This is a genomic window from Paraburkholderia diazotrophica, assembly GCF_038900755.1.
In the GTDB taxonomy this organism is placed as follows: Bacteria; Pseudomonadota; Gammaproteobacteria; order Burkholderiales; family Burkholderiaceae; genus Paraburkholderia; species Paraburkholderia diazotrophica_A.
In genome coordinates this window covers 362,193-384,906 of sequence record NZ_JBBPEN010000008.1, presented here as the reverse complement: position 1 = coordinate 384,906, position 22,714 = coordinate 362,193, and the positions used below count along the sequence as shown (strand labels likewise).

At 64.3% G+C, this 22,714-nt stretch carries 18 protein-coding genes; 17 read left to right on the top strand and 1 reads right to left on the bottom strand.

The features are described 5' to 3' along the window. The first annotated feature begins 10 nt into the window (after positions 1–10). The 16 genes from rsmH (at position 11) to lpxC (ending at position 18,981) form a co-directional block, all read left to right on the top strand. Positions 11–952, top strand: coding sequence for a 16S rRNA (cytosine(1402)-N(4))-methyltransferase RsmH (rsmH, locus tag AABE10_RS25110; RefSeq protein ID WP_342935912.1), 942 nt, complete (start codon positions 11–13; stop codon positions 950–952). After that, entirely contained in the window at positions 949–1,299 is a 351-nt protein-coding gene (gene ftsL, locus AABE10_RS25105) for a cell division protein FtsL (RefSeq protein ID WP_342935911.1), read from the top strand. The genes rsmH and ftsL overlap by 4 nt, the downstream gene beginning before the upstream one ends. Continuing rightward, positions 1,296–3,170 (top strand): penicillin-binding protein 2, encoded by a 1,875-nt coding sequence (locus AABE10_RS25100; RefSeq protein WP_342935910.1) that lies wholly within the window; start codon positions 1,296–1,298, stop codon positions 3,168–3,170. Before ftsL ends, AABE10_RS25100 begins: the two co-directional genes overlap by 4 nt. Continuing rightward, positions 3,167–4,705: a UDP-N-acetylmuramoyl-L-alanyl-D-glutamate--2,6-diaminopimelate ligase gene (locus AABE10_RS25095; protein ID WP_342935909.1), complete on the top strand. Its 1,539-nt coding sequence runs from the start codon at positions 3,167–3,169 to the stop codon at positions 4,703–4,705. The genes AABE10_RS25100 and AABE10_RS25095 overlap by 4 nt, the downstream gene beginning before the upstream one ends. After that, the gene (locus AABE10_RS25090; RefSeq protein WP_342935908.1) at positions 4,702–6,129 is read left to right on the top strand and encodes a UDP-N-acetylmuramoyl-tripeptide--D-alanyl-D-alanine ligase; all 1,428 of its coding nucleotides are present in this window, start codon (positions 4,702–4,704) and stop codon (positions 6,127–6,129) included. Before AABE10_RS25095 ends, AABE10_RS25090 begins: the two co-directional genes overlap by 4 nt. A 17-nt stretch (positions 6,130–6,146) precedes the next feature. After that, complete coding sequence (mraY, locus tag AABE10_RS25085) at positions 6,147–7,316, top strand: phospho-N-acetylmuramoyl-pentapeptide-transferase (RefSeq protein WP_087735237.1); 1,170 nt, start codon at positions 6,147–6,149, stop codon at positions 7,314–7,316. A gap of 36 nt (positions 7,317–7,352) precedes the next feature. Further along, entirely contained in the window at positions 7,353–8,867 is a 1,515-nt protein-coding gene (murD, locus tag AABE10_RS25080; protein WP_342935907.1) for a UDP-N-acetylmuramoyl-L-alanine--D-glutamate ligase, read from the top strand. Then, positions 8,864–10,147 carry a putative lipid II flippase FtsW gene (gene ftsW, locus AABE10_RS25075; protein ID WP_342935906.1) on the top strand — a complete coding sequence of 428 codons (1,284 nt, stop codon included), beginning with the start codon at positions 8,864–8,866 and terminating at the stop codon, positions 10,145–10,147. Before murD ends, ftsW begins: the two co-directional genes overlap by 4 nt. 94 nt (positions 10,148–10,241) lie before the next feature. Then, positions 10,242–11,357: an undecaprenyldiphospho-muramoylpentapeptide beta-N-acetylglucosaminyltransferase gene (murG, locus tag AABE10_RS25070; protein WP_342935905.1), complete on the top strand. Its 1,116-nt coding sequence runs from the start codon at positions 10,242–10,244 to the stop codon at positions 11,355–11,357. Next, on the top strand, positions 11,354–12,748 hold the full coding sequence (gene murC, locus AABE10_RS25065; RefSeq protein WP_342935904.1) for a UDP-N-acetylmuramate--L-alanine ligase: 1,395 nt from the start codon (positions 11,354–11,356) through the stop codon (positions 12,746–12,748). The genes murG and murC overlap by 4 nt, the downstream gene beginning before the upstream one ends. Beyond that, positions 12,745–13,686, top strand: coding sequence for a D-alanine--D-alanine ligase (locus AABE10_RS25060; protein WP_342935903.1), 942 nt, complete (start codon positions 12,745–12,747; stop codon positions 13,684–13,686). Before murC ends, AABE10_RS25060 begins: the two co-directional genes overlap by 4 nt. A 30-nt stretch (positions 13,687–13,716) precedes the next feature. Beyond that, the gene (locus tag AABE10_RS25055) at positions 13,717–14,469 is read left to right on the top strand and encodes a cell division protein FtsQ/DivIB (protein ID WP_342935902.1); all 753 of its coding nucleotides are present in this window, start codon (positions 13,717–13,719) and stop codon (positions 14,467–14,469) included. A 27-nt stretch (positions 14,470–14,496) separates the two neighbouring features. Beyond that, on the top strand, positions 14,497–15,729 hold the full coding sequence (gene ftsA, locus AABE10_RS25050; RefSeq protein WP_007747080.1) for a cell division protein FtsA: 1,233 nt from the start codon (positions 14,497–14,499) through the stop codon (positions 15,727–15,729). A 121-nt stretch (positions 15,730–15,850) separates the two neighbouring features. Continuing rightward, complete coding sequence (gene ftsZ, locus AABE10_RS25045; RefSeq protein WP_342935901.1) at positions 15,851–17,041, top strand: cell division protein FtsZ; 1,191 nt, start codon at positions 15,851–15,853, stop codon at positions 17,039–17,041. A gap of 242 nt (positions 17,042–17,283) precedes the next feature. Continuing rightward, on the top strand, positions 17,284–17,793 hold the full coding sequence (locus AABE10_RS25040) for a peroxiredoxin (protein ID WP_342935900.1): 510 nt from the start codon (positions 17,284–17,286) through the stop codon (positions 17,791–17,793). 270 nt (positions 17,794–18,063) lie between these two features. After that, the gene (gene lpxC, locus AABE10_RS25035; protein ID WP_087735228.1) at positions 18,064–18,981 is read left to right on the top strand and encodes a UDP-3-O-acyl-N-acetylglucosamine deacetylase; all 918 of its coding nucleotides are present in this window, start codon (positions 18,064–18,066) and stop codon (positions 18,979–18,981) included. Positions 18,982–19,070: 89 nt separating this feature from the next. On the opposite strand, the gene AABE10_RS25030 is transcribed toward lpxC, so the two are convergent. Next, a complete protein-coding gene (locus AABE10_RS25030) occupies positions 19,071–19,574 on the bottom strand; it encodes a DciA family protein (RefSeq protein ID WP_342935899.1) in 504 nt (167 codons plus the stop codon). A gap of 316 nt (positions 19,575–19,890) precedes the next feature. Between AABE10_RS25030 and secA the strand changes: the two genes are divergently transcribed. Next, on the top strand, positions 19,891–22,701 hold the full coding sequence (gene secA, locus AABE10_RS25025; protein ID WP_342935898.1) for a preprotein translocase subunit SecA: 2,811 nt from the start codon (positions 19,891–19,893) through the stop codon (positions 22,699–22,701). Positions 22,702–22,714 lie beyond the last annotated feature (13 nt).

Here is a 22,714-nt window from a genome sequence, read left to right as displayed (position 1 = left end):
GGCACCTGCGATGGGTAACGAATTGCAGCATCGCACGGTGCTGCTCGAAGAAGCGGTGAATGCGCTCGTCACGCGCACGGACGGCGTCTATGTGGACGGTACGTTCGGGCGTGGCGGTCATAGCAGGGCGGTGCTGGCAAGGCTGGGCGAGGCGGGGCGTCTGATCGCTTTCGACAAGGACCCGCTCGCGATCGCCACCGCGCAGCAGATCGCCGATCCGCGCTTCGAGATCGTGCATGAAAGCTTCGCATCACTGCGTGACGCGATGAGCGCGCGCGGGGTAGGGCGTGTGTCGGGGGTGTTGCTGGATCTGGGCGTGTCGTCGCCGCAATTCGACGATCCGGAGCGGGGTTTCAGTTTCCGCGCCGACGGCCCGCTCGACATGCGGATGGACCCGACGCGCGGCGAGTCCGCGGCGGATTGGCTGGCGCGGGCCACGGTGCAGGAAATGACGGAGGTGATACGGGATTATGGGGAAGAACGGTTTGCTTTTCAGATTGCAAAGGCGCTTGCTGCTCGCCGGGCAGAGTCCGACCGTCTTGGGCCTCTCGTCAGCACGGGCGAGCTTGCCCAAATCGTGGCTAACGTCGTCAAAACCCGTGAGAAGGGTAAGGACCCGGCAACCCGCACCTTTCAGGCTATACGGATTCACATCAATCAAGAGCTTGCGGAGCTGCAAGTCGTACTAGAAGCAGCATTGTCGTTGCTGGAGCAAGGGGGGCGGCTGGTCGTGATCAGCTTTCATTCGCTCGAAGACCGGATCGTCAAGCGGTTCATGCAGGCGCAGTCGAGCGCGCCTGCTGTCGACCGCCGCCTGCCGATCCGCGCCGTCGATCTGCCGAGCCCTCCGCTCAAACTGCTAGGCCGCGTATTCGCGAGCGACGCCGAAGTCGCCGCCAACCCGCGCGCCCGTTCCGCCGTGATGCGCGTTGCGGAGCGGATCGCGCCATGAATCGTCTCAACATCTTCCTGCTGATCGTCGTAATGGGTTGTGCGCTTTCCGTCGTCAAGGCGACGAACCAGCAGCGTCAGTTCTTTATCCAGTTGCAGCGCGCCCAATCGCAGGAGCGCCAGCTGCAGCAGGACTATTCGCAGCTTCAATATCAGCAGAGCGCGTTGTCGAAGACTTCGCGCATCGAGCAGATCGCGACCGACTCGCTGAAGATGCAGGGCGCGACCACGGGGCGCACGCAATATCTGACGCTCGACGCCGGTTCGGCGAAGGCCGAAGACGCACCGATCCCCACTTCCGCGCCGGCTTCGGCGCCCGCCACGAACGTTCGTGGAGGCACGCGATGAAGAAATCGTCGAACAAGAACAAGAGCGTCGCGTTCTCGGCGAATCCGATTCTTTCGGTGCGCCTGCCGATGTGGCGCTCGAAGCTCGTCGTGTTCCTGCTCTTCATGGCGTTCGTCGCGCTCGCGGGGCGCGCGTTCTGGATTCAGGGTCCGGGCAACGCGTTCTATCAGAAGCAGGGCGAAAGCCGCTATCAGCGCCGGCTGGAGCTGCCCGCCACGCGCGGTAAGATTCTCGACCGTAACGGCCTCGTGCTCGCGACGAGCCTGCCCGTGCGCGCGATCTGGGCGATTCCCGAATCGGTGCCGGACGATCTCGGCGCGGACAAGCTCGCGCAACTGGCCAAGCTGCTCGACATGACGCAGCCGGAACTGCGCAAGAAGCTGTCGGAAGACAAGACGTTCGTCTACGTGAAGCGCCAGGTGCCCATCGAGGTGGCCGCGAAAGTCGAAGCGCTAGGTATTCCCGGCATCTATCAGCGCACCGAGTACAAGCGGTTTTATCCGGAAGGTGAGATCACCGCCCACCTGATCGGCTTCACGAACGTCGAGGACGAAGGCCAGGAAGGCGTCGAGCTCGGCGACCAGAAGCTGCTCGCGGGCGTGGCGGGGAGCCGCCGCGTGATCAAGGACCGCATGGGCCACATCGTCGAGGATGTGGACGAGCAGGTCGTGCCGCACAACGGTCTGGACGTCGATCTGTCGATCGACAGCAAGATCCAGTACATCGCGTACACGAACCTCAAGGCGGCCGTGCAGAAGTTCAAGGCCAAGGCGGGCGCCGCGATGGTGATCGACGTGCGCACGGGCGAAGTGCTCGCGCTCGTCAATTACCCGACGTACAACCCGAACGACCGCTCGCACCTGACGGGCGACCAGCTGCGCAACCGCATCCTGACCGACACGTTCGAGCCGGGCTCGATCATGAAGCCGTTCACGGTTTCGCTCGCGCTCGACCTGCATCGCGTCACGCCGACTACACTGGTTGATACAGGCGGCGGCCGTTTCGTGCTTGACGGCGCGCCGATCACCGACGACTCCGCGTTCGGCGTGCTGACGGTCGGCGGTGTGATCCAGAAGTCGAGCAACATCGGCGCGACGAAGATCGCGATGCAGCTCAAGCCCGAAGAAATGTGGAACATGTACACCAGCATCGGTCTCGGCCAGGCGCCGAAGGTCGGTTTCCCGGGCGCGGCGGCGGGCCGTCTGCGTCCGTGGAAAAGCTGGCGACGGATCGAGCAGGCGACGATGTCGTACGGCTACGGCCTCTCGGTGTCGCTGTTCCAGCTCGGGCGCGCATACACGGCGATTGCACACGACGGCCAGATCATGCCCGTGTCGATCTTCCGCACGCCGAAAGATCAGCCGATGACGGGCCCGCAGGTCTTCTCGCCGACCACCGCGCGTGAAGTGCGCGCGATGCTCGAAACCGTCGTCTCGCCGGGCGGCACGTCGCCGGATGCGGCGGTGCCGGGCTATCGAGTCGGCGGCAAGTCGGGTACGGCGTACAAGCACGTCGGACGCGGCTACGATCACAGCAAGTACCGCGCGTCGTTCGTCGGCATGGCGCCGATGCCGAATCCGCGCATCGTGGTGGCCGTATCCGTCGACGAGCCGACGGCGGGCAGTCACTTCGGCGGCCAGGTGTCGGGCCCCGTGTTCTCGTCGATCGCCGGCGATACGCTGCGCTCGCTGAACGTGCCGCCCGATCAGCCCGTCAAGCAGATGGTCGTATCCGACGACGTGAATCCTGCCACGCCCGCGGCAGCATCCCAACCGGCAGCGAACGGCGCGAAAAGACTCGCGACGCATGCAGCGCCGAAGAAATTGACGATTTCAGACAACGCGAAGAACCGCCCCGGAGTAGTTCGATGAGTGCGCTGCGTTCTTCTCATCCGGCGCAACAGCAGATTGCTGACGCGCTTGTCTGGCTGCGCGCACGCGTGCAGCCAGGCGCACATTTGCACGCCGATACCCGCACGATCGCGGCGGGCGACGTGTTTCTCGCCTATGCCGTCGACGGCGCGGACAACCGTCCTTTCATCGACAACGCGATCGAGCGCGGCGCAGCAGCCGTGCTGGTGCAATCCGACGGTTTCAGCGGCAACATCGACGCGGCGACGACGCTCGCCGTGCCCCACCTGAACGAACTGGCGGGCACGGTCGCGAGCGCGTGGTACGGCGACCCGAGCGACGCGATGCGCGTGATCGGCGTGACGGGCACGAACGGCAAGACCTCGTGCACGAACTGGATCTCGGCGGCGCTGACGGCGCTCGGCGAGCCGTGCGCGATCATCGGCACGCTCGGCAGCGGCATGCCGGGCCAGCTCGTGCATACCGGCTTCACGACACCCGATGCGCCGCAATTGCAGCGCAGCCTCGCGAATCTGCGCGCGGCGGGCGCGAAAGGCGTCGCGATGGAAGTCTCGTCGCACGCGCTGCATCAGGGACGTGTGAACGGCACGGCGTTCAGCATCGGCGTGTTCACGAATCTGACGCAGGACCATCTCGACTATCACGGCACCTTCGACGCGTACGAAGCGGCGAAGGCGCGTCTTTTCGCGTGGCCGGAACTGAAGGCCGCCGTCATCAACGTCGACGACGAAGCGGGCCGCCGCATGATCGCGAGCACGAAGGGCCACGCAAAGGCGATCGCTTATGCGCTCGAGCAGCGCGCCGACGTGCAAGCGGATGCGTCGATCGTCGCGTCGAATGTGCACGCGACGGCGACGGGCACCGCGTTTCATATCGCATCGGATTGGGGCGACGCGGACATCGAGGTCAACACGCTTGGCGCGTTCAACGTGAGCAATCTGCTCGGCGTGCTCGGCGCGCTACTCGCATCCGACGTGCCGTTCGATGCCGCCGTTGCGCAACTCGCCAAGCTGGAATCGGTGAACGGCCGGATGGAGCGTCTCGGCGGCCGTTTGCAGAACGACGAACCGCTCGTCGTGATCGACTACGCGCATACGCCCGATGCGCTCGAAAAAACGCTGACGGCATTGCGCCCGATTGCGGATGCGCGCGGCGGCAAGCTGATCTGCATGTTCGGCTGCGGCGGCGACCGTGACGCGACGAAGCGTCCGCTGATGGGCGCAATTGCGGGCCGTTGCGCCGACGCCGTCGTCGTGACGAGCGACAACCCGCGCAGCGAAGATCCGCAAAAGATCATCGACCAGATCGCAGCCGGAATAAAGGACGACGCGAAGGCGCGCCGCATCGAAGACCGCGCGAGCGCGATCCTGCAAGCGGTGCGTTGCGCGGCGCGCGAAGACGTCGTCGTGCTGGCGGGCAAGGGTCACGAATCGACGCAGGAAATCATGGGCAAGAAGCGCGCGTTCTCGGATCAGGATCACGCACGGCTCGCGCTCGCGGCCCGCGCGACGCACGGACGCGGAGGTGGCGAATGACCCGGCGAGGTGACGCGATGTTTTCGCTGGGTGAGGCAGCCGCCGTCATTCCGGGCGCAACGGTGACGGGCGACGAATCGGTTTCGTTCGACGGCATCTCCACGGACAGCCGCACGTGCGGTCCCGGCGATCTGTTCGTCGCGCTGAAGGGCGACCGCTTCGACGCGCACGACTTTCTCGCGGATGTTGCCGCGCGCAACGTAAGCGCGGTGCTCGTTACGCACACGCCGGAGAACTTCAACGTGCCCGCGTTGCGCGTGACAGGCGACACGCGCACGGCATTGGGCTCGCTCGCGAACGGCTGGCGCCGTCGCTTTGCGATGCCGCTCGTCGCGGTGACGGGTAGCAACGGCAAGACGACGGTCAAGGAAATGATTTCGTCGATCTTCGCCGCAGCCGTCGGCGAATCGTCGCGTCTCGCGACGGTGGGCAATTTCAACAACGATGTCGGCTTGCCGCTGACGCTGTTCCGTTTGAGCGAAGCTCACAAGCTCGCCGTCGTCGAACTCGGCATGAATCATCCGGGTGAAACGGCGCTGCTCGGCAAGATCGCCGAGCCGACTGTCGCTGTCGTCAATAATGCGCAGCGCGAGCACCAGGAATTCATGGCGACCGTCGAGGCCGTCGCGCTCGAACACGCGGCCGTGATTCACGCGTTGAAGCCGGAAGGCGTCGCGGTGTTTCCGGCCAACGACGCCTACGCCAGCATCTGGCGCGTCGCGGCGACGGGCAGCCGCATCATCGATTTCGCGTTGAACACAGCAGACAACACGGCGCACGCAGCCGTTCAAGGCACGCTCGACGGCAACCAGCTGAGCATCGATACGCCCGAAGGCCACGTCGACGTCACGCTGCAAGTGCTCGGCGCGCACAACGCGCACAACGCGCTGGCGGCGACGGCGGCAGCGCTCGCATCAGGTGTCGCGCTCGATGCGATCAAGCGTGGCCTCGAAGCATTCGGCGCGGTGAAGGGCCGCCTGCAGGTGAAGCGCGCGGTGCTCGGCGCGATGGCGGGCGCGACCGTGATTGACGACACCTACAACGCGAATCCCGATTCGATGATCGCCGCAATCGACGTGCTGGCCGCGCGTCCGTCGCCGCGCGTGCTGGTGATGGGCGACATGGGCGAAGTCGGCGACAACGGGCCGGAGTTTCATCGCGAAGTCGGCGCATATGCGAAGGCGCGCGGCATCGATGCGCTGTATGCGCTGGGCGACGCGTCGCGCGACGCGTGCAGCGCTTACGGCACCGAAGCACAGCATTTCGACGACATGCATGCGCTCGTCGCGCAATTGCAGCAGGCCGGATACGGCGCGGCTGCGACGTATCTCGTGAAAGGCTCGCGCTTCATGAAAATGGAACGCGTGGTGGACGCCGTTACGAGTCCACAATCCGCACCGGGCGCGGCGCCCGGCGCACACTGAAAGAGAAGGACAGAAGCATGCTACTGGCGCTGGCGCAATGGCTGCAGAACGACGTCGGCTTTTTGCGCGTGTTCAGTTATCTGACGTTTCGTGCTGTCGCGGCGACGATCACCGCGCTGCTGATCGGGCTCGTCTGCGGCCCGTGGGTGATCCGCAAGCTGACGGCGATGAAAGTCGGCCAAGCCGTGCGCAAGGACGGCCCGCAAACGCACCTCGTGAAATCCGGCACGCCGACGATGGGCGGCGTGCTGATCCTGATCGGCATCGCGGTGTCGACGCTGCTGTGGGCCGATCTGACCAACCGCTTCATCTGGATCGTGATGCTCGTCACGTTCGGCTTCGGCGTGATCGGCTGGGTCGACGACTATCGCAAGGTCGTCTACAAGGACCCGCGCGGGATGTCGTCGCGCGAAAAATATTTCTGGCAGTCGGTGATCGGCCTCTTCGCAGCCGTGTATCTCGCGTTCAGCGTGTCGGAAGCGAGCAACGTGCGCGTGTTCGACCTGTTCATGGCGTGGGTGCGCAGCGGCCTGTCGATGGGCCTGCCCGCGCGCGCCGACCTGCTGCTGCCGTTCCTCAAGTCGATGACCTATCCGCTCGGCGTATGGGGCTTCATCGCGCTCACGTACTTTGTGATCGTCGGTTCGAGCAACGCGGTGAACCTCACCGACGGTCTCGACGGCCTCGTGATCATGCCCGTCGTGCTGGTCGGCTCGTCGCTCGGCGTGTTCGCGTACGTGATGGGCAGCGCCGTGTACTCGAAATACCTGCTGTTTCCGCACATCGCTGGCGCGGGCGAAATGCTGATCTTCTGCTCGGCGATGGGCGGGGCAGGGCTCGCGTTTCTCTGGTTCAACACGCACCCGGCGCAGGTGTTCATGGGCGACGTCGGCGCGCTCGCGCTCGGCGGCGCGCTCGGCACGATCGCGGTGATCGTGCGCCAGGAAATCGTGCTCTTCATCATGGGCGGGATTTTCGTCGCCGAGACGGTGTCGGTGATGTTGCAGGTCACGTGGTTCAAGTTCACGAAGGCACGTTTCGGTGAAGGCCGCCGCATCTTCAAGATGGCACCGCTGCATCACCACTTCGAATTGTCGGGCTGGAAAGAGACGCAAGTCGTGGTGCGTTTCTGGATCATCACGCTGATGCTGTGCCTGTTCGGTTTGTCCACGCTCAAGCTGCGTTAAGCGGCACTCAAATCCGTAAGCAAGGGGAAGCAGTCGATGTTTGGCGAGAAGTTTCGGGATCGGCAAAAGCCGATGGTGCTCGTGCTGGGGCTCGGTGAATCGGGCCTCGCGATGGCGCGTTGGTGCGCGCGGCATGGTTGCCGCCTGCGCATTGCCGACACGCGCGAAGTGCCGCCGAACCTGTCCGCGCTCGAAGCGCACGGCATCGCAGGCGATTTCGTCGGCGGGCCGTTTTCGCCAGTGCTGCTGGAAGGCGTCGAACTGGTCGCGATCAGTCCGGGCCTGTCGCCGCTCGCCGCCGACCTGGTACCGCTGATCGCAGCCGCGCGCGAGCGCGGCATCCCCGTCTGGGGCGAGCTCGAATTCTTTGCGCAGGCGTTGAGAACGCTCGGCGAAAGCGGTTACGCGCCGAAGGTGATCGCGATCACAGGGACGAACGGCAAGACCACCACGACGAGCCTGACGGGACTGTTGTGCGAGCGTGCGGGCAAGAAGGTCGCGGTCGCGGGCAACATCAGCCCGGCTGCACTCGACAAGCTCACGGAAGCGATCGACGACACCGCATTGCCCGACGTGTGGGTGCTCGAACTGTCGAGCTTCCAGCTGGAGACGGCGCACACGTTCGAGCCGGACGCGGCCGTGATCCTGAACATCACGCAGGATCATCTGGACTGGCACGGCGGCCTCGATGCGTATGCGGCGGCGAAGGGCAAGATCTTCGGCAAGAACACGGTGCGCGTGCTCAATCGCGACGACGCGCGCGTGATGGCGCTCGCGCCGTCGGAGCAGAGCGGCGCTCAGGTCGTGACGTTCGGCGTCACGGAGCCTTTGCGCGATGGCGACCTGGGCCTGCTGCGCGACAGCGGCATGATCTGGCTCGTCGAGGCGCAAGATCGCGACGCGGCCGACGAACCGACGCCGACGCGCCGTCGCAAGAGCGAATCCGCGACGCCGCCCGATATCGCGCTGAAACGCCTGATGCCCGCCGACGCGCTGCGCATCCGTGGCCTGCACAACGCGACGAATGCGCTCGCCGCATTCGCGCTCGCGCGTGCGGTCGGCCTGCCTGGCGCGCCGCTTCTGCACGGCTTGCGCGAGTATCGCGGCGAGCCGCATCGCGTGGAGCTGATCGCGTCGATCGACGGCGTCGATTATGTCGACGACAGCAAGGGCACGAATGTCGGCGCAACGGTTGCGGCGCTCGACGGTCTCGCGCAACGCGTCGTGCTGATCGCGGGCGGAGACGGCAAGGGCCAGGCGTTCGAGCCGCTCGCCGAGCCCGTAACGCGCTGGTGCCGCGCCGTGATGCTGATCGGCCGCGACGCGCCGCAGATTCGCGCCGCGCTCGCGCACACCGGCATCGCGATGACCGACCACGCGACGCTCGAAGAAGCGACGCACGCAGCCAGCGCCCTCGCCGAACCGGGCGACGCCGTGCTGCTGTCGCCTGCCTGCGCGAGCTTCGACATGTTCAAGGGTTACGCGCATCGCGCCGCGGTATTCCGCAGCGCGGTCGAGGACATCGCTGCCGAACGGGGGACGATGATATGAGCTGGTCGGAACGTTTCGGTTCGCAACTCGGCAAGCAGCGCGGCTCAATAGCGGGCCAGCCAGGCGGCGCGGCTGTGTCCGAACGCACGTCGCGCACGGGCGGGCTGTCGAGCGCCGTCAGCGGCGTGCGTCCATTGCGCTCGCGGATGCTCGACTACGATCATTCGCTCGTGTGGGTCGTCGTTGCGTTGCTGGGGCTCGGCATCGTGATGGTGTACTCGGCGTCGATCGCGATGCCCGATTCGCCGAAGTACGCGTCGTATCACGACTACGCATTCCTCGTGCGCCAGGTCATCTTCGTCGTGATGGGCACGATTGCGGGCGTAATCACGTTCCGTGTGCCCATTTCTACATGGGACAAGTACGCGCCGAAGCTCTTCCTGATCGCGCTCGTCGCGCTCGTGATCGTGCTGATTCCGCACATCGGCAAGGGCGTGAACGGCGCGCGCCGCTGGATTCCCCTCGGCATCACGAACATGCAGCCGTCGGAAATCATGAAGCTCGCGGTGACGATTTACGCGGCGAACTACACGGTGCGCAAGCAGGAATACATGCACAGCTTCGCAAAAGGCTTTCTGCCGATGGGCTTTGCCGTCGGCGTGGTCGGCATGCTGCTGCTGCTCGAGCCGGACATGGGCGCGTTCATGGTGATCGCAGCGATCGCGATGGGACTGCTGTTCCTCGGCGGCGTGAACGGCAAGATTTTCGGCGGGCTGGTCGCGACGGCCGTGGGCACTTTCACGCTGCTCGTGTGGGCATCGCCGTGGCGCCGTGAGCGGATATTCGCGTACCTCGATCCGTGGGACGACCGCTACGCGCAGGGCAAGGCCTATCAGCTGACGCACTCGCTGATCGCGTTCGGCCGCGGCGAGTGGTTCGGCGTGGGCCTCGGCGGCAGCGTCGAAAAGCTGAACTATCTGCCGGAAGCGCACACCGACTTCATTCTCGCCGTGATCGGCGAGGAACTGGGCTTCGTCGGCGTGCTGGTCGTGATCCTGATGTTCTACTGGATCGTGCGCCGTTCGTTCGAGATCGGCCGTCAGGCGCTGGCGCTCGATCGCACGTTCGCGGGCCTGGTCGCGAAGGGCGTGGGCATCTGGTTCGGCGCGCAGACCTTCATCAACATGGGCGTGAACCTCGGCCTGCTGCCGACCAAGGGCCTCACGCTGCCGCTCGTCAGCTATGGCGGCTCGGGCATCTTGCTGAACTGCATCGCGGTGGCGGTGCTGATGCGGGTCGACTATGAAAATCGTGTGCTGATGCGTGGGGGGAAGGTATGACCCCCATGCAGCAGCGCACGATTTCGGCGAAGGCGCGCAGCGCCGCAGCCAGAACGGACTTGCTCCCATTCATCCTCATGCGCGGGGGCAAGGTATGACGATGCAACAACGCACGCTGATGGTGATGGCGGGAGGCACCGGGGGCCATGTGTTCCCGGGCCTGGCCGTCGCTCACCTGATGCAGGCGTGGGGCTGGCGTGTGGTGTGGCTCGGCAATCCGTCGGGCATGGAAGCGACGCTCGTCCCGAAGCACGGCATTCCGATGGAGTACGTGCAGTTCGGCGGCCTGCGCGGCAAGGGCATCAAGACCAAGCTGATGCTGCCCGTGAATCTGCTGCGCGCGTGCATGCAGAGCCTTTCGGTGCTGCGTCGCGTGAAGCCGGACGTCGTGCTCGGCATGGGCGGCTACATCACGTTCCCGGCAGGCGTGATGACGGCATTGAGCGGCACGCCGCTCGTGCTGCACGAACAGAACTCGATCGCGGGTCTCGCGAACAAGGTGCTCGCGAAACTGGCGAGGCGCGTGCTCGTCGCGTTCCCGAACGCGTTGCCGCATGCAGAGTGGACGGGCAATCCGATTCGCGCGGAACTTGCGCGCGCGCCGGCGCCCAAAGCACGCTACGCGGCGCGCAGCGGTCCGCTGAACGTGCTGGTCGTGGGCGGCAGCCTGGGCGCGGCGGCGCTGAACGAAACGGTGCCGCGCGCGCTCGCGCTGCTCGCGCCGAACGAGCGTCCGCGCGTCGTGCATCAGGCGGGTGCGAAGCATATCGACGCATTGCGCGCGAACTACGCGGCGGCCGGGATCGCGACGGGCGACGACGTGCAACTCGTGCCCTTCATCGACGACATGACGAGCGCGTACGCGAACGCCGATCTCGTGATCTGCCGCTCGGGCGCGATGACGGTCGCCGAGATCGCGGCTGTCGGCGTGGCGGCGTTCTTCGTGCCGTTCCCGTATGCCGTCGACGATCACCAGACAACCAACGCGGCGTTTCTCGCCGATCACGGCGCGGCGCTGCTCGTACAACAGCGCGACCTGACGGCGGAGAAGCTCGCCGGCTGGTTGCGCAGCCAGACGCGGGACTCGCTCGCGGACATGGCGGAGCGTTCGCGCTCGCTCGCGAAACCCGATGCCACCGAACAGGTTGCGCAGGTTTGCGCGACGGTTGCCGGCGTGACACCGAGCCTGAGCCCGGAAGGAAAGCAATGAAACATATCGTCAAACACATTCACTTCGTCGGGATCGGCGGCGCGGGCATGAGCGGCATTGCCGAAGTGCTCGTCAATCTCGGCTATCAGGTGAGCGGCTCGGACCTGTCGCGCAACGCCGTGACGGAGCGCCTCGCCGCGCTCGGCGCACGCATCGCGATCGGCCACGACGCGGAGAACATCGAAGGCGCGAACGCTGTCGTCGTGTCGACGGCCGTGCGCAGCGACAACCCCGAAGTGCTCGCCGCGCGTCATCGCCGCATTCCCATCGTGCCGCGCGCGGTGATGCTCGCGGAACTGATGCGCCTGAAGCAGGGCATCGCGATCGCAGGGACGCACGGCAAGACGACCACGACGTCGCTCGTCGCAAGCGTGCTCGCGGCAGGCGGGCTCGATCCGACCTTCGTGATCGGCGGAAGGCTGATCAGCGCGGGCGCGAACGCGCGTCTCGGCACGGGCGATTTCATCGTCGCGGAAGCGGACGAATCGGATGCGTCGTTCCTGAACCTCTTCCCGGTGATCGAGGTCATCACGAACATCGACGCCGATCACATGGACACCTACGGCCACGATTTCGCGCGGCTCAAGCAGGCGTTCATCGAGTTCACGCACCGGCTGCCGTTCTACGGCATCGCGGTGCTGTGCGTCGACGATCCCAACGTGAAGGAAATTTTGCCATTCGTGTCGAAGCCGATCATCCGCTACGGCTTCGCGCCCGATGCACAGGTGCGCGCCGTCAACGTCGAAGCGCGCGAAGGCCGGATGCATTTCACGGCGATGCGCGAAGACGCGCCGCCCATCGACATCGTCTTGAACCTGCCCGGCACGCACAACGTGCAAAACGCTTTGGCCGCAATCGCGATTGCGACTGAACTCGAGGTGAAAGATGCCGATATCCAGCGAGCGCTCGCGGATTTCAATGGCGTCGGCCGGCGTTTTCAGCGTTACGGCGAAGTGCCTGTGGCAAGCGGCGGCGCGTACACGCTCGTCGACGACTACGGTCATCACCCCGTCGAAATGGCGGCGACGATCGCGGCGGCGCGCGGCGCATTTCCCGACAAGCGTCTCGTGCTCGCGTTCCAGCCGCACCGCTTCACGCGCACGCGCGACTGCTTCGAAGATTTCGTGAAAGTGCTGTCGACGGTCGATGCGCTCGTGCTGACAGAAGTGTACGCAGCGGGCGAATCGCCCATCGTCGCAGCGGACGGCCGTTCGCTCGCGCGCGCGATCCGCGTCGCAGGGAAAGTCGAGCCGGTGTTCGTCGAAACAGTGGATGAAGTGCCGGATGCGCTGGCCGCGATCGTGCGCGACGGCGATGTTGTGATCACGATGGGTGCGGGTTCGATTGGCACAGTGCCGGGTCGGCTCGCTGAAAACGAAGGTGTGAAATGAGCGGTATCGATCCTAAATCTTTCGGCAAGGTCGCCGTGCTGATGGGCGGCGTGTCGGCCGAGCGCGAAGTGTCGCTGAACTCCGGCCGTCTCGTGTTGCAAGGGCTGCGCGACGCGGGCATCGACGCGCATCCGTTCGATCCGTCCGAGCGTCCTCTCGCGGCGTTGAAGGACGAAGGCTTCGTGCGCGCGTTCAACGCGCTGCATGGCGGCTACGGCGAAAACGGTCAGATTCAGGGCGCGCTCGATTTCTACGGCATCCGTTACACGGGCAGCGGCGTGCTGGGCTCGGCACTCGGTCTCGACAAGTTCCGCACGAAGCTCGTATGGCAGCAGCTCGGCGTGCCGACGCCGCCGTTCGAAGCCGTGCTGCGCGGCGACGATTATGCCGCGCGTGCGCAGGACATCGTCGCGAAGCTCGGCTTGCCGCTCTTCGTGAAGCCCGCGAGCGAAGGCTCGAGCGTCGCCGTGATCAAGGTGAAGACGGCCGATGCGCTCGCGCCCGCGCTCGAAGAGGCGGCGAAGTTCGACAAGATCGTCGTCGTGGAGAAGAGCATCGAAGGCGGCGGCGAGTACACGGCATGCATCGCGGGCGATCTCGATCTGCCCGTCATCCGCATCGTGCCCGCCGGCGAGTTCTACGACTATCACGCGAAGTACATCGCCAGCGACACACAATATCTGATCCCGTGTGGCATCGCCGCCGAAGAAGAGGCGCGCCTGAAGAAGCTCGCGCGCCGCGCATTCGACGTGCTCGGCTGCACGGACTGGGGCCGCGCCGACTTCATGCTGGACGGCGACGGCAATCCGTACTTCCTCGAAGTGAATACGGCGCCAGGCATGACGGATCACTCGCTGCCGCCGAAGGCCGCGCGCGCAGTCGGCATCAGCTATCAGGAACTGGTGGTGAAGGTGCTCGCACTGACGCTCAAGGACTGAACAGAGAACTGAAGGAATCGCACGCAGATCATGTGGAACAACGTTCGCCAGCTCAATCTCGCCGCCAGCGCTTTGCATGCGTTGTTGCTGCTCGTGCTGCTGGCGGCGGGCGGCTACTGGCTGATTCAGCGCCCGAACTTCACGCTGCGCGAGATCCGCATCGACGGCGACATCGAGCACATCAATTCCCCGACCGTGCGCGCGAGCGTCGTCGGCCGCTTGAAGGGCAACTTCTTCACCGTCGATCTGGATACGGCGCGCCAGGCGTTCGAGCAGATGCCGTGGGTGCGTCACGCGAGCGTGCGCCGCGTGTGGCCGAACGCGCTCGCCGTCACGCTCGAAGAGTATCAGCCGCTCGGCACGTGGGGCACCGATCAGCTCGTGAGCACCGATGGCGAGGTGTTCACCGCGAACCAGGGCGAGCTCGACGAAGAGCTGCCCGCGTTCGAGGGCCCGGATGGGTCCGCGAAAGAAGTCGTCGCGCGTTATCAGGACTTCAAGAAGTGGTTTGCGCCTGTCGGGGCGACGCCGGATGAAGTGACGCTGTCGTCGCGTTTCGCGTGGACGGTGAAGCTGTCGAACGGCATGCAGGTCGAACTGGGACGCGAGCGCAATCAGGACACGCTGTACGACCGCTGCAAGCGGCTCACCGCGGCATGGGGCGCGGTGACGCAACGTTGGGGGAAGGATATCGAATATGCGGACTTGCGTTATCCGAACGGTTTCGCCATTCGTGCAGCAGGCATGCGCTTCATTACGGAACCCGACAAGGGCAAGAAGTAACAGGACATCACACGCAATGAGCACGCTATGAGTAAAGACTATAAAGATCTGCTGGTAGCCCTCGACATCGGCACGGCGAAAGTGGTCGCCATCGTCGCCGAGTTGAAGGGCGAAGGTCATTACGAGGTGATCGGACTCGGCCAGAGCGAATCGAAAGGGCTCAAGAAAGGCGTCGTGGTGAACATCGAGGCCACGGTGCAGTCCATTCAACGAGCGCTCGAAGAAGCCGAGCTGATGGCCGACTGCAAGATCACGAACGTATTCACGGGGATCGCCGGCAGCCATATCCGCAGCTTCAACTCGAGCGGCATGGTGGCGATCAAGGAAAAGGAAGTGACGCAGACGGACGTCGCGCGCGTGATCGAGACGGCCAAGGCGATCAACATTCCGACCGATCAGCAGGTGCTGCACATCCTGACTCAGGAATTCATCATCGACGGCCAGGAAGATGTGCGCGAGCCGATCGGCATGAGCGGCATCCGTCTCGAAGTGAAGGTGCACATCGTGACGGGCGCGGTGAGCGCCGCGCAGAACATCGTGAAGTGCGTGCGCCGCTGCGGCCTCGAAGTGAACGATCTGATCCTGCAACCGCTCGCGTCGTCGCTGGCGGTGCTGACGGAAGACGAAAAGGAACTGGGCGTGGTGCTCGTCGATATCGGCGGCGGCACGACGGACATCGCGATCTTCAGCGAAGGCGCGATCCGTCACACGGCCGTGATCCCCATCGCGGGCGATCAGATCACAAGCGATATCGCGATGGCGCTGCGCACGCCGACGCCGGACGCCGAGGACATCAAGGTGAGCTACGGCATCGCGAAGCAGGCGCTCGCCGATCCGGACGAAATGATCGAAGTGCCGGGGCTCGGCGAGCGTGGTCCGCGCACGCTGTCGCGCCAGGCGCTCGCGGCCGTGATCGAGCCGCGCGTCGAAGAACTGTTTTCGCTCGTGCAGCAGGTGGTGCGCGAGTCGGGTTACGAAGAACTGCTCAGCTCGGGCGTCGTGCTGACGGGCGGCGCATCGATGATGCCGGGCATGGTCGAGCTGGGCGAGGACATCTTCCTGAAGCCGGTTCGCATCGGCGTGCCGGAGTATGCGGGCGGTCTCGCGGATGTCGTGCGCAATCCGCGCTATTCGACGGCGATGGGTCTGCTCGTCGAAGGACGCTCGCAACGGATGCGCGGCCGCAAGGTGGCGGTGCAGTCGGGATCGATGGGACAGGTGTTCACGAGGATGAAGGACTGGTTCCTCGGCAACTTCTAAAGAATCTGCAGCAAAGGGAAATACGCGCTGGTGCCGGCGGCTGGCGCGCGACAGAGGGTTGCCCGATCTTCTGCCGAATAACGGCCGAGTAAGCGGTACTTATTTTCTTGACGGAGGCAACATGGAATTCCAGATGCTGGAAACGGAAACCAACGGCACCATCATCAAGGTGGTGGGCGTGGGTGGTGCAGGCGGCAACGCAGTGGCACACATGATCAATCGCGGCGTGCAAGGCGTCGACTTCATCGTGATGAACACGGATGCGCAGGCGCTGTCGCGCTCGCGCTCGCCGAACGTCATCCAGTTGGGCAACACGGGTCTGGGCGCAGGCGCAAAGCCGGAGATGGGCCGCGCGGCAGCCGAAGAAGCACGTGAGCGTATCGCGGACGCACTGCGTGGCGCGCATATGGTGTTCATCACGGCGGGCATGGGTGGCGGCACGGGCACGGGCGCAGCTCCCGTGGTCGCGCAGATCGCGAAGGAAATGGGCATTCTGACGGTTGGCGTCGTCAGCAAGCCGTTCGAGTTCGAAGGCGGCAAGCGCATGCGCGTCGCTGAAGCCGGTTCGCAGCAACTGGAGGATCACGTCGACTCGCTGATCGTCGTCCTGAACGACAAGCTGTTCGAGGTGATGGGCGATGACGCCGAAATGGACAAGTGCTTCCAGTGCGCTGACGACGTGCTCAACAACGCGGTCGCGGGCATCGCTGAAATCATCAACGTCGACGGTCTGGTGAACGTCGACTTCGAAGACGTGAAGACGGTGATGGGCGAGCAGGGCAAGGCGATGATGGGCACGGCGACGGTGGCGGGCGTCGATCGCGCGCGTCTCGCAGCGGAACAGGCTGTCGCAAGCCCGCTGCTGGAAGGCGTCGATCTGTCGGGCGCGCGCGGCGTGCTGGTGAACATCACGTCGAGCCGTTCGCTGCGACTGTCCGAAACGCGCGAAGTGATGAACACGATCAAGAGTTATGCTGCTGACGATGCGACCGTGATTTTCGGCGCGGTGTACGACGACGCGATGGGCGATGCGTTGCGCGTGACTGTGGTGGCAACGGGCCTGGGCCGCGCTGCGAAGAAGCAGCAGCAAACGCCGATGACGCTGCTGCGCACGGGCACGGACAACCAGCCGGTGGGCGCAGCGCAGCATTATCCGCAGCATCACGCAGCGGCGGCGGATTACGGTTCGCTGGACACGCCGGCAGTGTGGCGCACCTCGCGTGATACGGCGGCTTCGCACGTGCAGGCGCTGCAGGAGAAGGGCGTCGACACGTACGACATCCCGGCCTTCCTGCGCAAGCAGGCAGACTGAGGTTCACGCAGGAGCGGGCTTTCTGCGGCGTAATCATCTGATGTATGGCTTGATTGCGCGCGGCAGGAATGCACGAGCGTGGCGGGTGGAACGGCAATGAGGCCGCGTTGGGTCGCGCGCGCGGCACGGACAGGTGCCCTCTTCGCATTGGCGAAGCGGTTCGGGGCACTGTCGCCGGATGAAAACTCCACTGCGGCACGAGTACGTGCGAGCGTGCTCCGCATCGATGCGAAGGAACGAGCATGATTCAGGTAGGTGAAAAGCTTCCCCAGACGACCGTTTACGAGTTGATTGAGGACGGACGCGAGGGCTGCACGATCGGGCCGAACAGCTTCGACGTGCGCGAACAGACTGCGGGCAAGCGCGTGGTGATCTTCGGATTGCCGGGCGCGTTCACGCCGACCTGTTCGGCCAAACACGTGCCGGGTTACGTCGAGCAGGCGGAGAAGTTGCGCGCTGCCGGCATCGACGAGATCTGGTGCGTGTCCGTCAACGACGCGTTCGTCATGGGCGCGTGGGCACGCGATCTGCACACCTCGGGCAAGGTGCGCATGATGGCGGACGGCATCGCGGCTTTCACCCGGGCTCTCGGTCTGGAGCAGGACCTGTCGGCGCGCGGCATGGGAATCCGTTCCCAGCGCTACGCGATGGTGGTCGACGACGGCGTGGTCAAGACGCTGCACGTCGAGGCACCCGGCAAGTTCGAAGTGAGCGATGCGGCGAGTATTCTCGCGACGTTGAGCCAGGCATGACGCGGCTCTGAAGCTTCGCCGCAACCGCGCAGATTGTGATTGTTGCGCTGCGGCAACGCTTTTATGACCCCGTTGTGACAGGCCGTAACGCGGGCCGATGACCGGAAACGCCTCCGTTCCGGGCATCGGCCCGTCACGCTTCCCGATCAGGTAACGCAGCGAAACAGATTGAAACGCCAGCGCAACGGCGCTCCTGAAACGATTGGAGTATACTTCGCGCTATGAAATAAAAAGTCCTGATTAGGATTTTCAATCGAATAGAAGACCACCATGTTGAAGCAGCGCACTATCAAACAGATCGTCAAAACGGTTGGCATCGGCTTGCATTCGGGCCGCAAGGTCAACCTGACGCTCCGCCCGGCGGCGCCGGACACGGGCATCGTGTTTTCCCGCGTGGATTTGCCCACGCCGGTGGACATTCCCGCGTCGGCGATGGCGATCGGCGATACGCGGCTTGCATCGGTGTTGCAGAAAGACGGCGCGCGCGTGTCGACGATCGAGCACCTGATGTCCGCGTGCGCGGGCTTGGGTATCGACAACCTGTACGTCGATGTCACCGCTGAAGAAATCCCCATCATGGACGGCAGCGCGGCGTCCTTCGTGTTCCTGATCCAGTCGGCGGGCATCGAAGAACAGAACGCGGCCAAGAAGTTCATCAAGGTCACGAAGCCGGTCGAAATCCGCGACGGCGACAAGTTCGCGCGTCTCGATCCGTACTTCGGCTTCAAGCTGAAGTTCACGATCGACTTCCGCCATCCCGCCGTCGACAAGACGGGCCAGGCGCTCGAAGTGGACTTCGCGAACACGTCGTATGTGCGCGAGATTGCGCGTGCCCGTACGTTCGGCTTTGCGCATGAAGTGGAAATGATGCGCGAGCTCGGCCTGGCGCGCGGCGGCAGCATGGACAACGCGATCGTGCTCGACGAGTATCGCATCCTGAACAACGACGGCCTGCGCTACGACGACGAGTTCGTGAAGCACAAGATGCTGGATGCGATCGGCGACCTGTACGTGGTCGGCCATCCGCTGCTCGCTTCGTACGACGCATACAAGTCCGGCCATGGGCTGAACAACGCGCTGCTGCGCGAACTGCTGGCGCACGAAGATTCGTATGAGATCGTGACGTTCGACGATCCGCAGAAGGCGCCGCGCGGTTTCGCGTATGACACGCAGACGGCGTTTGCCTGAGTTCAAGCGCTTGGGTAGTCACCGAGCAGCAACGAAAAAGCGGCCTGAAAAGGCCGCTTTTTTCATTCCAACGCGATTCTTCGGCGAATTCATTTCCGATGCCGGGCAGCCATGCGCGCGAGTGCCGCCTGCAACGGCGACGGTTCCAGCGATTCGCTGAGCTCGTGCAGCGCGTCAGCGCCAGCGCGCGACATGCGCGCCTGTTTCTCGCGCGGAGGCTCTTTCGCGGGCTGCGGGCGGACGCGGATTTTCAGTGAGTTCACCGGCCAGCCGCGCTGCTGCAGATCCGACAGCAGACGCGGCTCCAGATGCCGCAGTCGCGCCGCGAGCGCATTGTGCGCGGCGAACAGCGCGAGCACGCCGTCCTTGATGAAGCCAGGCTCGACGCTCGTCGCCAGATAGTCGGGCAGCAATTCGGTCAGATCGCGCTCCAGCGCGGCGACCTGCTCGACGCCGGCTCGCAGTGCCGCGAACGCGTCGGTGCGGTTCAGCACTTCGGCGACGGCTTGCGGCCTGCGCACGTCGAACGAGCGCGAGCCCAGCTTCGGGCCGGGCTTCAGTGACTGCCTTGAAAACGGTGAGAAACGGCTCATCTGAGAGTTTAATGGTAGCCGCGCAGCGTGCGCGCCCATGCCGTGATTGTACCGGTTGTAACATGCGGCAGCGGCCCGCAACGACGTTCGCACATGCCGCTGACGCCCGTATCCGCAGCACTTTCGCCCTGGCCGGACGGCCAATGGTCTTGCTGCTGACACAGGCGGACGCGGGGGCGCGTGCTAAAATCCATGATTCGAATTCACTCTTGGACCTAAGCCGCCGAGGCCCAAACGACCGAGGGTTGCAACAAGGTGAAAGGGTGTAAAAACCGGCCTTGCAACCCAGCCTAAGCCGCGACGCAACCACGATCCGATGACCACCGGTTTTCTACAAAAGATTTTTGGCAGCCGCAATCAACGGCTCGTCAAGCAATATCAAAAGACCGTCGCGGCGATCAATGCGCTCGAACCGCAGATCGAGCAATTGACGGACGATCAACTGCGCGCGAAAACGACGGAATTCCGGCAACGCGTCGGCGGTGGCGAGTCGCTCGACAAGCTGCTGCCCGAGGCGTTCGCGGTCTGCCGCGAGGCGAGCAAGCGCGTGCTGAAGATGCGGCACTTCGACGTCCAGCTGATCGGCGGGATGGTCCTGCACTACGGCAAGATCGCGGAAATGCGCACGGGCGAAGGCAAGACGCTCGTCGCGACGCTCGCGGCCTACCTGAACGCGCTGTCCGGACGCGGCGTGCACGTCGTGACGGTGAACGATTACCTCGCGCAGCGCGACGCCGAATGGATGGGGCGTCTCTATAACTTCCTCGGCCTGTCGGTGGGTATCAACCTGTCGCAGATGGATCATGGCCTGAAGCAGGAAGCGTACGCCGCAGACATCACGTACGGCACCAACAACGAATTCGGCTTCGACTACCTGCGCGACAACATGGTCTACGAGACCGATGCGCGCGTGCAGCGGGCGCTGAACTTCGCAGTCGTCGACGAAGTGGACTCGATTCTCATCGACGAAGCCCGCACGCCGCTCATCATCTCCGGCCAGGCCGAAGATCACACCGAGCTTTACGTGCGCATGAACGCACTGCCGCCGCTGCTCGAGCGCCAGATCGGCGAAGAGAAGGCGGACGGCACGGGCGTCGAAAAGCCCGGCGACTACACGCTGGACGAAAAGGCGCGCCAGGTGTTCCTGACGGAATCGGGCCACGAAAAGGCCGAGCGGCTGCTCGCCGAGTGGGGCCTGATCGGCGAAGGCGAGAGCCTCTACGCGCCGCAGAACATCACGCTGATGCACCACGTGTACGCCGCGCTGCGCGCGCACACGCTGTTCTACAAGGACCAGCACTACGTCGTGCAGAACGGCGAAGTGGTGATTGTCGACGAGTTCACCGGCCGTCTGATGGCGGGCCGCCGCTGGTCTGACGGTTTGCACCAGGCGGTCGAAGCGAAGGAGCACGTGAAGATTCAGAGCGAGAACCAGACGCTCGCATCGATCACGTTCCAGAATTATTTCCGCATGTACGCGAAGCTGTCCGGCATGACGGGTACGGCCGACACCGAAGCGTACGAATTCAACGAGATTTACGGCCTCGAAACGGTCGTGATTCCGACCAACCGCCCGCCGAAGCGAATCGACAAGCAGGATCAGATCTACAAGACGGCGATGGAGCGCTACAACGCGGTGATTCGCGATATCCGCGAATGCTATGACCGCGGTCAGCCGGTGCTGGTCGGCACGACGTCGATCGAGAACTCGGAACTGCTGTCACAGCTGCTGAACAAAGCCGGTCTGCCACACGAAGTGCTGAACGCGAAGCAGCACGCGCGCGAAGCGGCGATCGTCGCCGAAGCGGGCCGTCCGAAGCGCATCACGATCGCGACCAACATGGCCGGCCGCGGCACGGACATCGTGCTGGGCGGCAATGCCGAGAAACAGGCCGCGTTCATCGAAGCCGATCTGTCGATCCCCGAAGACGAAAAGGCGGCGCGCATCCAGAAGCTACACGACGAGTGGCAGACGCTGCACGATCAGGTGAAGGCCGCGGGCGGCCTGCATATCATCGGCACCGAGCGTCACGAATCGCGCCGTATCGACAACCAGCTGCGCGGCCGTGCCGGCCGTCAGGGCGACCCGGGCTCGTCGCGTTTCTATCTGTCGCTCGAAGATCCGCTGCTGCGTATTTTTGCCGGCGACCGCGTGCGCGCGATCATGGAACGTCTCAAGATGCCGGAAGGCGAGGCGATCGAAGCGGGCATCGTCACACGTTCGATCGAATCGGCGCAACGCAAGGTCGAAGCGCGCAACTTCGATATCCGCAAGCAGCTGCTCGAATACGACGACGTGTCGAACGATCAGCGCAAGGTGATCTATCAGCAGCGCAACGAGCTGCTCGAAGCGCACGACATCACCGAGACGATCGGCGCGATGCGTCACGGCGTGATCGGCGACATCGTCCATCAGTTCGTGCCGGCAGGCAGCATCGAAGAACAATGGGACGTGCCTGAACTGGAAGAAGTGTTGCGCAACGACTGGCAGCTCGATCTCGCGATTCAGGAGATGATCAACGAGTCGCAGTCGATCGACGCCAGTGAGATTCTCGAAGCGGTGACGGCCGCTGCGGACGAGGCCTACGAGTCGAAGGTCGAACAGGTGGGCCGCGAATCGTTCAGCGCGTTCGAGCGCTCTGTCATGCTGCAGACGCTTGACCGTAGCTGGCGCGAACATCTCGCAGCGCTCGATCATCTGCGTCAGGGCATCCACCTGCGCGGCTATGCGCAGAAGAACCCGAAGCAGGAGTACAAGCGCGAAGCGTTCGAACTGTTCGCGGCGATGCTCGACTCGGTGAAGCTCGAAGTCACGCGCATCGTGATGAATGTGCAGATCCAGTCGCCGGAGCAACTGGAGGAGGCTGCCGAGCAGTACGAAGAGCAAGGCAGCCATCTGGAGAACGTCGAGTTTCGCCATGCAGATTACGCGGAAGGCGGCGCGGCCGTCGCGGCGGCACCTGTCGCGGCAAACGCGGCAGCATCGATGATCGGCGAGGCGATGGCGCACGGTCACGGCGCAGCAGCGCCGCTTCCGGGCGATGCCGTGCCGAAAGTCGGCCGCAACGATCCATGTCCGTGCGGCAGCGGCAAGAAGTACAAGCAGTGCCACGGCAAGATTGCGTGACACACGGAGCGGC

What these genes read in the sequence shown, in the direction of transcription:
- ftsA (WP_007747080.1), top strand. Translation starts at nt 14,497, where the DNA reads ATGAGTAAAGACTATAAAGATCTGCTGGTAGCCCTCGACATCGGCACG.
- murD (WP_342935907.1), top strand. Translation starts at nt 7,353, where the DNA reads ATGTTTGGCGAGAAGTTTCGGGATCGGCAAAAGCCGATGGTGCTCGTG.
- murG (WP_342935905.1), top strand. Translation starts at nt 10,242, where the DNA reads ATGACGATGCAACAACGCACGCTGATGGTGATGGCGGGAGGCACCGGG.
- rsmH (WP_342935912.1), top strand. Translation starts at nt 11, where the DNA reads ATGGGTAACGAATTGCAGCATCGCACGGTGCTGCTCGAAGAAGCGGTG.
- ftsZ (WP_342935901.1), top strand. Translation starts at nt 15,851, where the DNA reads ATGGAATTCCAGATGCTGGAAACGGAAACCAACGGCACCATCATCAAG.
- AABE10_RS25030 (WP_342935899.1), bottom strand. Translation starts at nt 19,574, where the DNA reads ATGAGCCGTTTCTCACCGTTTTCAAGGCAGTCACTGAAGCCCGGCCCG.
- AABE10_RS25095 (WP_342935909.1), top strand. Translation starts at nt 3,167, where the DNA reads ATGAGTGCGCTGCGTTCTTCTCATCCGGCGCAACAGCAGATTGCTGAC.
- AABE10_RS25060 (WP_342935903.1), top strand. Translation starts at nt 12,745, where the DNA reads ATGAGCGGTATCGATCCTAAATCTTTCGGCAAGGTCGCCGTGCTGATG.
- AABE10_RS25040 (WP_342935900.1), top strand. Translation starts at nt 17,284, where the DNA reads ATGATTCAGGTAGGTGAAAAGCTTCCCCAGACGACCGTTTACGAGTTG.
- ftsL (WP_342935911.1), top strand. Translation starts at nt 949, where the DNA reads ATGAATCGTCTCAACATCTTCCTGCTGATCGTCGTAATGGGTTGTGCG.
- AABE10_RS25055 (WP_342935902.1), top strand. Translation starts at nt 13,717, where the DNA reads ATGTGGAACAACGTTCGCCAGCTCAATCTCGCCGCCAGCGCTTTGCAT.
- lpxC (WP_087735228.1), top strand. Translation starts at nt 18,064, where the DNA reads ATGTTGAAGCAGCGCACTATCAAACAGATCGTCAAAACGGTTGGCATC.
- mraY (WP_087735237.1), top strand. Translation starts at nt 6,147, where the DNA reads ATGCTACTGGCGCTGGCGCAATGGCTGCAGAACGACGTCGGCTTTTTG.
- AABE10_RS25090 (WP_342935908.1), top strand. Translation starts at nt 4,702, where the DNA reads ATGACCCGGCGAGGTGACGCGATGTTTTCGCTGGGTGAGGCAGCCGCC.
- AABE10_RS25100 (WP_342935910.1), top strand. Translation starts at nt 1,296, where the DNA reads ATGAAGAAATCGTCGAACAAGAACAAGAGCGTCGCGTTCTCGGCGAAT.
- murC (WP_342935904.1), top strand. Translation starts at nt 11,354, where the DNA reads ATGAAACATATCGTCAAACACATTCACTTCGTCGGGATCGGCGGCGCG.
- secA (WP_342935898.1), top strand. Translation starts at nt 19,891, where the DNA reads ATGACCACCGGTTTTCTACAAAAGATTTTTGGCAGCCGCAATCAACGG.
- ftsW (WP_342935906.1), top strand. Translation starts at nt 8,864, where the DNA reads ATGAGCTGGTCGGAACGTTTCGGTTCGCAACTCGGCAAGCAGCGCGGC.